Source organism: Pseudoroseomonas ludipueritiae, from assembly GCF_014490445.1.
Taxonomy (GTDB): Bacteria; Pseudomonadota; Alphaproteobacteria; order Acetobacterales; family Acetobacteraceae; genus Pseudoroseomonas; species Pseudoroseomonas ludipueritiae.
The window spans coordinates 1-8,392 of the sequence record NZ_JACTUZ010000178.1 but is presented as its reverse complement, the minus strand read 5'-3'; the positions used below and the strand labels follow the sequence as shown (position 1 = coordinate 8,392).

Genomic DNA, 8,392 nt, shown 5'->3' with positions numbered 1-8,392 from the left:
GGCGGGCGGCGGAGGCGGCGGGGCGCTGTCCGGTGCCGGCATCTCCGGCAGGGGCGGCAGGTCCTCGCCGCCCCGGCGCCAGGCGGCGGTGCCGGGCAGGGACACCGGCTCCAGGAACTGCGCATAGGCGGGGGAGGGCTCGGCATGGCCCAGCAGCAGCCAGCCGCCGGGCACCAGCCGCTCCGCCATGGCGCGCACCAGTTGCAGCACCACCTCCGGGTGGAAATAGATCAGCACGTTGCGGCAGAGCACGAGGTCGAACTCGTTCATCTCCAGCGCCGCATCCGGCTTCAGCAGGTCCAGCAGGTTCTGCCGCTGGAAGCGCACCATGGCGCGGTGCTGCGGCCGCAACTGCCAGCCGCGCCCGCCGGGGATGGGCACGAAGTCCCGCGCCCTGTCCTCCGGCGGCATGGAGCGCAACGCCCAGGGGGAGAAGGTGCCGAGCCGGGCGCTTTCCAGCGAGGCCTCGTTCAGGTCAGTGCCAAGCAGGGTGATGCGCCAGTCCGCGAGCGCTTCTCCCAGCATTTGCCGCAGCAGGATGGCGAGGGAATAGGGCTCCGAGCCATTGGCGCAGCCGGCGCTCCAGATCCGCAACCGGCGGGTGCCGGCGTTGCGTGCGAGGATCTCGGGCAGGATGGTGTTGCGCAGCGCGGCGAATTGCTCGGCGTAGCGGAAGAAGAAGGTCTCGCCGATGGTGATCTCGGCTTCCAGGGCGGCCCATTCGGCCTCGCCCCGCGCCGGGTCCTGCAACAGCTCCAGATAGGCGCCGGTGCCGGGAAGGTTCAGGACGCGCAGCCGACGGCGCACCCGCTCCCACAAGAGGTCGTCCTTGTCCTCGTAGTAGAAATGGCCGGTGCGGCGGATCAGCAGCGCCTTCAGCCGCAGGAACTCGGCATCCGGCAGGAAGCTGGGCCGTGCCTGGGGCAGCGCCATCAGGCCGTCCATTCGTCCAGCCGCGCGGCGGCCTTGCGGGTCAGTTCCTCCAGCCGCGCCTGTTCCTGCGCCATCAGGATGCGGGCAGGGTCCAGCACATGCGCGGGGCCTTCCGGCAGCGCAAGCTGGGCGACGACGCAGCCGTTCAGGCTGTCCTCCGGCGGCACGGGCTGGCGCAGTTCGGCCGCAATCGGGCGCAGGTCCAGCACGCGGTCCACCAGCAGGCCGACGCGGGTGCCGGGCAGGGTATCCTCCACCACGATGATGTGGCGGTAGAGCGGTTCCACCGGCGCGGTGCGCGTCAGGCCCAGCAGGTGGCGCAGCGCCAGCACGGGCAGGGCCTCCCCACCCAGGTTGACGAAGCCGGCCAGGGTGGCGGGCATGGAAGGCGGGCGGGACATGCGCGGCAGCGGCAGCAGTTCCCGCACCGCCTCGCGCGGCAGGGCGCAGCGCAGGCCCGCCAGCGCGAAGATCAGGTAATGCTCTTCCCCGCCCGCTGGGGTGGCAGGCCGGGCCTCAGGGTTGGTCATCGCCGTGCCATGCGGTTCGTCGCGGGTTCCATCGGGCGGTGCGGCCATCGCGGGCGCTTGTATCACCGGGGCGGCGGCGGCGCCAATCACCGGCCCGCTGGACGTGCCCGCGCCCGGCGGCGAGGATCGGCCCCGCCATGCCCTATGCCCTGCTGCGCCACCTGCCGACCGATATCGCCCCCGGCCTCTGCTATGGCCGGCTGGACCTGCCACCGGGTGCGGGCGGCGATGCCGGCGCGGCGTTGGCAGGGCTGGAGGGCTTCGTGGCCACCACCCTGTTCAGCAGCCCGGCGCGGCGCTGCCTGGCCCTGGCGGAACAGGTGGCCACCCGGACCGGCCTGCCGCCACGGCCGGATGCCCGCCTGCTGGAACTGGATTTCGGCGCCTGGGAAGGCATGCCCTGGGATGAGGTGCCCCGCGCCGCGCTGGATGACTGGGCCGCCGATCCCTGGGGCTTCGCGCCTCCTGGCGGCGAAAGCGGCGCCGCACTGGTGGCGCGGGTGCGGGATTTCCACGCGGCTTTGCCGCCGGGTGCCATCGTGGTCTCGCATGGCGGGCCGCTGAAGGTGCTGGCGGCGCTGATCGAGGGCCGCGCGGTGGACCTGCTGGCCCCGGCGCCGCCACTGGGTTCCTGCCGCATCCTGCGCGCGCCCTGCTTTGCCCCGGCGGCGGAACAAGGCTAATCCTGGCCTTTCAGAAGAAATCCCGGAGGCAGGGCCATGGCGGAGATGAAGCGGATCGGCGGGTTGGCGGTGGCGCCGGCCCTGGCGGCTTTCCTGGAAAGCGAGGCGCTGCCCGGCACCGGTGTCAGTCCCGAGGCCTTCTGGAGCGGCTACGAGGCGATCCTGCGCGATCTCGGCCCCCGCAACGCCGCCCTGCTGGCCGAGCGCGATGCGCTGCAGGCCAAGATCGATGCCTGGCACCGCGAGCACCCGGCCCGCCCGGTGGACCGCGAGGCCTATGCCGCCTTCCTGCGCGAGATCGGCTACCTGCTGCCGGAGCCGGAAGGTGTCGCCGCCGCCACGGCGGATGTGGATGACGAGATCGCCCGCATCGCCGGCCCGCAGCTCGTGGTGCCGGTCAACAATGCCCGCTACGCCCTGAATGCCGGCAATGCCCGCTGGGGCAGCCTCTACGACGCGCTCTACGGCACCGACGCCATCGCCGAGGAAGGCGACCTGGCGCGCGGCAAGGGCTTCAACAAGATGCGCGGCGCCGCCGTGATCGCCAAGGCGCGGGAGGTGCTGGACGCCGCCGTGCCGCTGAAGGACGGCACCTGGGCGGCGGTGACCTCCCTGGCCGTGCGCCATGGCGTGCTGGAGCTGGAAACCGCCGATGGCGAGACCCGGCTGGCCGACCCCACGCAATTCGCCGGCTATGCCGGGGAGCCGATGAGCCCCAGCGCCGTCCTGCTGCGCCACAACGGGCTGCATCTGGAGATCGTGATCAACAAGGATCACCCGATCGGCTGCGACGACCCCGCCGGCATCGCCGACCTGGTGATGGAGGCCGCTGTCTCCACCATCATGGATTGCGAAGATTCTGTCACGGCGGTGGATGCGGAGGACAAGGTCCTCGTCTACCGCAACTGGCTGGGGCTGATGAAGGGCGACCTCGCCGCCACCTTCGGCAAGGAAGGGCGCGAGATGACGCGCCGCCTGAACCCCGACCGCGAATACACCGCACCGGATGATAGCAAGCTGGTGCTGCATGGCCGCAGCCTGATGCTGGTGCGCAATGTCGGCCACCACATGATGACCGATGCCGTGACGCTGGACGGGCAGGAGACGCCCGAGACGATCCTGGACGCGCTGGTGACGGTGGCGATCGCCATGCACGACATCCGCGGCAAGCGGATGAACTCCCGCAAGGGCAGCGTCTATGTCGTGAAGCCGAAGATGCACGGGCCGAAGGAAGTGGCCTGGGCCAATGAGCTGTTCGGCCGGGTCGAGGATGTGCTGGGCCTGCCGCGCAACACCGCCAAGCTCGGCATCATGGACGAGGAGCGGCGCACCACGCTGAACCTGCGCGCCTGCATCGCGGAAGCCAAGGATCGTGTTGCCTTCATCAACACCGGCTTCCTCGACCGCACTGGCGATGAGATCCATACCGACATGGAAGCCGGCGCGGTGCTGCGCAAGAACGACATGAAGGGCGCCGCCTGGATCAAGGCCTATGAGGACTGGAACGTCGATTCCGGCCTGGCCTGCGGGCTGCGCGGCCGGGCGCAGATCGGCAAGGGCATGTGGGCGGCGCCGGACAAGATGGCCGATATGCTGGCGCAGAAGTCCGGCCACCCCAAGGCCGGCGCCAATACCGCCTGGGTGCCTTCGCCCACCGCCGCCACGCTGCATGCGCTGCATTACCACGAGGTGGATGTCGCCGCCCGGCAGGCCGAGATCGCCGCCGGCGGCCGCCGCGCCAAGCTGGACGACCTGCTGACCATCCCGCTCTCCGACAGCAACTGGTCGCCGGCTGATGTGCAGGCGGAGCTGGACAACAATGCCCAGGGCATCCTGGGCTATGTGGTGCGCTGGGTGGATCAGGGCGTCGGCTGTTCCAAGGTGCCGGACATCAACAATGTCGGGTTGATGGAGGACCGTGCGACGCTGCGCATCTCCGCGCAGCATATCGCCAACTGGCTGCGCCATGGCGTGGTGAGCCGTGAGCAGGTGGAGGAAACCCTGCGCCGCATGGCCACCGTGGTGGACAAGCAGAATGCGGGCGACGCCGCCTATACGCCCATGGCCCCCGCCTACGACGGCCCGGCCTTCCAGGCGGCGCGGGAGCTGGTCTTCGAGGGCGCGACCCAGCCCAATGGCTATACCGAGTTCATCCTGCACAAGCGTCGGAAGGAGGCGAAGGCGGCGGCGCGCTAAGCGTCGCCAGCCGTTGCCGGGCGGGCCTTCGCCAGGGCCTGCCCGGCATAGGGCGTGCCTAGAGTTGTTCGAGCGGGGGCGGCTCCGCGCCGAACCAGCTATGCTCCATCAGGGCGCGGGCTTCCTCCGCCCCGGCGGCGTCGCCCCGGGCCTGCGCGGCCCGCAGCAATCCGGACGCCGCCCAGCCATTGTTGGGCGAGCGCCGCAGCGCCTCCCGGAAGGCGGCGGAGGCTTCCTCGGCCTTGCCCTGGTTCAGCAGCGTGGCACCGAGCGACTGCTGCACCGGGTAGTACCAATAGGGCGGCTCCATATACGGCAGCCCGTCCTGCATGGCGGCGGCTTCCTTGAAGGCGGTGGCGGCCTGATCCCAGTTCTTCTGGCTCTGCGCCACGCGACCTGCAATGACGCGCGAGGCGATGTGCAGCATGTCCGGCGCCGGGACGCCGGCCGCGGGCATGGCCTGCATCGCCGGCAGTTCCGCCATCCTGTCGATGGTGGCCGCCTCCGCCATGGCCTCATCGGCGCGGCCGAGGCGGGCAAGGGCCTCGCCGCGCGCGTAGTGCCAATGCGCGCGCACCAGTGGGAATTCCTCGGAAGGCATCGGCAGGCGCAGGATGCGCTCGGGCTCCGAGAAACGGACATGCGCGACATAGGGCGCCGCCGCGATGGGCTGGGTCCAGGGCACATCCTGCTTCGCGCGGTCGGTGACGATGCCGGCCAGCTTGTCCGCCGCCTCGACGGCGGTGCGGCCATCGCCGCCCATCAGGGCGGAGACCAGCACGAAATGGACGTTATGCGCGTAATAGGCCTGGCTGTAGAGCAGGCTGGCGCCGCCATTCGCGACATAGCTTTCATCGACGGCGGCAGCCTGGCGGTTGGAATCCAGGCTCTGCCGCCATTGGCCCAGCCGGTACCAGATATGACTTGGCATATGCACGATATGGCCGGTGCCGGGCATCAGCGCCGCCAGCCGCGCGGCATGCGGCGCCGCGCGTTCCGGCTTGTCCGAGGCCTCGACCATGTGGATGTATAGGTGGATCGCGCCCGGGTGGTCCGGATTGGCCTCGATGGGCATGTCGCCGCGCACGCCCAGCACGCTTTCGATCAGGGCCAGGGTGCGCGGCGTGGCGCCCTTGGCCGTGCGGCCGCCATCCGCCCAATAATCCCAGGGCGAGAGGTTCATCAGCGCATCGGCATTCAGCAGGGCGATGTCGGCGCTGCGCGGGAAGCGCGCCTGCACCTGCTCCATGGCATCGGCATAGGCCTGGTCCAGCGCCTTGCGATCCATTTGCGGGTCGGCGGAGTAGCGGCGGGAGAGCGCGTCAATCAGCGCCGCATGCTCCGGCGCGCCCTGCGCGGCAGCGCGCCGCCCCTGGTCCAGCACCGCCAGGGCGCGCGGGATAGCATCCGCGTCCATCGGGTAGTTGATATGGGGGCCGAGCGCCCAGGCCTCGCCCCAGAAGCACATGGCGCAACTAGGGTCGATCTCCTGCGCGGCGCGGAAGGCCCGCACCGCCTCGGCATGGTTGAAGCCCCAGGCCAGCCGGTAGCCCTGGTTGAAATAGGCCTGGGCTTCCGGGCTCGCCGCGCCCACCGGCCAGGTCAGGGCGCCGAGATTGGTGTAGAGCGGCGGGCGCGCATCGCTGGTCGGCGCCGCGGCGCCACGCGGCAGGTCGCGCGAATAGGGGCCGACCTCGGTCCGCCCCGTCGATGGCCGGGCGCCCGGATGCACATGGACCGGCCCGGGCGGGCCGCTGCTCGGCGCCTGGGCCAGGTGCCGGTGCGGCATGGTCGCGTCGTCGCCGGCAGCGGCGGCGGATGGGGCCATCGCGAAGCTCGCCAGCGCGATGCCCAGATAAACTCCGGTGTTCATCGTCGAGTGCTCCTGTGGTGTGCCTGAGCACCCGCAGGCGGATCGCCAAGCGACAGGGGCAGCCGCAGATCCTTGTGGTCTCGCTGGACCCGGAAGCTCAGCTCCGGGTCAGGTCCGGAAAGGCGTCAAGCTTGACGGTCACTGCGTTATTCCCAAGCGGGGCGCAATTCTAGTCGCCCCGCGCCGGCAGGGGGCGACAACTCTTTGTGCAGCCTCAGGTCTGGCCCGGTGCGCAGGCTAAGCTGTCGCCAGCAGCACCACGCCGGCCGAGATCAGCGCGATGGCGGCGATCTTCTGCAAGCCCAGCGCCTCGCCGAAGCCGAAATGGCCGATCATCGCGATGATGACATAGGAGGCCGCCGTGCAGGGCAGCGCCACGCTCATCGGCAGCTTGCGCAGCGCGACGATGTAGAGCATCGCCGCGCCGCCATAGAAGCCGAGCCCGATGATCGTCTGCCAGCGGAAGAGCTGGTGGATGAAGCCGCCGGAGCCCAGCGTGCCCATCTTCAGCAGCACCTGCCCCAGCATGGAGGTGCAGATGGCCGCCGCCAGCACCAGCCAGGAGCCGATCATGGGCGCGGCTCCGGCCCCACGACATCCCGCACCACGCCCTGCGGTTTGCCATTGGCGGAGAGGAAGGCGCGGCCGAGATACTCGCCCATCACGCCCAGGATCAGGAACTGCACGCCCGCCACCAGCAGCGTGATGGTCATCACCGAGGCCCAGCCGGATGGCGTTTCCTTTGTCATGGCCTCAATGATCGTGAATATGGCGCCGATCACGCCCAGGATGCCCATGGCCGCGCCGGCGAACATCGCCATGCGCAGCGGCATCAGCGAGAAGTTGGTGGCGAGGTTCAGCCACAGCCGCACCAGGCGGCGGAAGGTGTAATTGCTGCGGCCTTCCGCGCGCGCCAGGTGCAGCACGACGATGCTGTCGATGCGCTGCGTCACCTGCATGATCAGGCCGTCGATATAGGGATAGGGGCCGGTGTATTTCGTCACCTCCCGCACCACCAGCGCCGACATGCAGCGGAAGGAGGAGAGGTAGAGCCCCTTGGGCTTGTCCATCAGCTGGTCCGCCACCCAGTTGGCGAAGCGGGAGCCAAGGTTGCGCCAGCCCTCGTGCTTCTTCTCGGCATAGCGCGTGTAGACCACGTCCCAGCCGCCAAGGCGCGCGTGGTCGTAGAGCTTCAGCACCTCCTCCGGCGGGTTCTGCAGGTCGTCATCCATGGTGATGACGTATCGGCCGCGGGCGCGGCGCAGCCCGGTCATGACCGCGTTGTGCTCGCCGAAGTTGCGGGCGTGTTCGACATACACCAGCGGCACCGTGGCCGTCGCCGCGAGTTCACGGCAGACCTCGGCGCTGTTGTCGGGGCTGCCGTCATTGACCAGCACGATCTCGATGCCGCCTTCCGGCCGCAGGTCGGACAGGGCTGCGACAAGCCGGCCCACCGTGGCGGCGCCGCGATAGACCGGCACGACGATGGACAGTCCGATGGTGGGCGGCGGAAGGTCGGACATGCAGGAAGGGTTCCGCGGGTAGGGTGGAGGAAGAGAAGCCTGTCAGGCGGGACGGGTAGCGACAACCAGCACCGACCCGCCTGCCGGGTAGCGCAGGCCGAGCCGCGCCAGCGCCGCTTCCGCCCGCGTGGCGGCATGCAGCGTGGCGTCCAACCATGGCGGGAAGGGGGCAACGTCGCTGGCCGCATCGGGGTGCCGCGACCGCAGCTTGCGCTGCGCCACCATCAGCGGCAGCAGCAGGCTGTTCCAGTAGCGCGTCTCCACCCGCACGAAGCCGGCCTCGCGCAGCAGGGCCCCGGCGCGGGTGGCGGTATAGCGGCGGGCGTTATGGACACGGGTGTCATGGGCGCTGCGCAGCCATTCGAAGGCCGGCAGGTTCAGCACCAGCGTGCCGCCCGGCGCCAGCACGCGGCGGAACTCGGCCAGGGCGCGCGCCTCCTCCACCCCGGCATGGCAGAGCACGTCCACGCTGACCAGGGCGCCGAAGCGGGCATCGGGGAAGGGCAGGGCATTGGCATCCCCCGCCGTGACCAGGGCGCCGGACTTGGCGGCGGCGCGGGCGGCGGCACCGGAGTCGTATTCCAGCCCGGCCAGGGGCTGGTCCGGCAGGGCGGCGGCCAGGCGGCGCAACAGCCCGCCGGTGCCGCAGCCGGC

Annotated in this window: 8 protein-coding genes; 2 read left to right on the top strand and 6 right to left on the bottom strand. The window is 70.4% G+C overall.

The genetic code is table 11. The features are described 5' to 3' along the window. Positions 1–945, bottom strand: a 945-nt coding sequence (locus tag IBL25_RS22690) for a CheR family methyltransferase (protein WP_202986856.1), incomplete at its 3' end; no start/stop codon positions are given. Then, entirely contained in the window at positions 933–1,511 is a 579-nt protein-coding gene (locus tag IBL25_RS22685) for a chemotaxis protein CheW (RefSeq protein WP_238940599.1), read from the bottom strand. The genes IBL25_RS22690 and IBL25_RS22685, both read right to left, overlap by 13 nt. Before the next feature lie 89 nt (positions 1,512–1,600). On the opposite strand from IBL25_RS22685, the gene IBL25_RS22680 reads away from it, so the two are divergent. Further along, positions 1,601–2,146: a histidine phosphatase family protein gene (locus tag IBL25_RS22680; protein WP_187780763.1), complete on the top strand. Its 546-nt coding sequence runs from the start codon at positions 1,601–1,603 to the stop codon at positions 2,144–2,146. A gap of 36 nt (positions 2,147–2,182) precedes the next feature. Next, on the top strand, positions 2,183–4,342 hold the full coding sequence (locus IBL25_RS22675; RefSeq protein ID WP_187780762.1) for a malate synthase G: 2,160 nt from the start codon (positions 2,183–2,185) through the stop codon (positions 4,340–4,342). Positions 4,343–4,400: 58 nt separating this feature from the next. Here the strand turns inward: IBL25_RS22675 and IBL25_RS22670 are convergent, their stop codons facing one another. From IBL25_RS22670 to IBL25_RS22655, 4 genes are all read right to left on the bottom strand, one after another. Continuing rightward, the gene (locus tag IBL25_RS22670) at positions 4,401–6,215 is read right to left on the bottom strand and encodes a hypothetical protein (RefSeq protein WP_187780761.1); all 1,815 of its coding nucleotides are present in this window, start codon (positions 6,213–6,215) and stop codon (positions 4,401–4,403) included. Positions 6,216–6,452: 237 nt separating this feature from the next. Beyond that, entirely contained in the window at positions 6,453–6,788 is a 336-nt protein-coding gene (locus IBL25_RS22665) for a DMT family transporter (protein ID WP_187780760.1), read from the bottom strand. Then, the gene (locus IBL25_RS22660; protein WP_187780759.1) at positions 6,785–7,738 is read right to left on the bottom strand and encodes a glycosyltransferase family 2 protein; all 954 of its coding nucleotides are present in this window, start codon (positions 7,736–7,738) and stop codon (positions 6,785–6,787) included. Before IBL25_RS22660 ends, IBL25_RS22665 begins: the two co-directional genes overlap by 4 nt. Positions 7,739–7,780: 42 nt before the next feature. Beyond that, a partial coding sequence (locus IBL25_RS22655; RefSeq protein WP_187780758.1) for a class I SAM-dependent methyltransferase occupies positions 7,781–8,392 on the bottom strand: 612 nt, incomplete at its 5' end.

Excerpts from the sequence above, each read along its gene's own strand:
- IBL25_RS22685 (WP_238940599.1), bottom strand. The coding sequence starts at position 1,511 with ATGGCCGCACCGCCCGATGGAACCCGCGACGAACCGCATGGCACGGCG.
- IBL25_RS22680 (WP_187780763.1), top strand. The coding sequence starts at position 1,601 with ATGCCCTATGCCCTGCTGCGCCACCTGCCGACCGATATCGCCCCCGGC.
- IBL25_RS22675 (WP_187780762.1), top strand. The coding sequence starts at position 2,183 with ATGGCGGAGATGAAGCGGATCGGCGGGTTGGCGGTGGCGCCGGCCCTG.
- IBL25_RS22670 (WP_187780761.1), bottom strand. The coding sequence starts at position 6,215 with ATGAACACCGGAGTTTATCTGGGCATCGCGCTGGCGAGCTTCGCGATG.
- IBL25_RS22665 (WP_187780760.1), bottom strand. The coding sequence starts at position 6,788 with ATGATCGGCTCCTGGCTGGTGCTGGCGGCGGCCATCTGCACCTCCATG.
- IBL25_RS22660 (WP_187780759.1), bottom strand. The coding sequence starts at position 7,738 with ATGTCCGACCTTCCGCCGCCCACCATCGGACTGTCCATCGTCGTGCCG.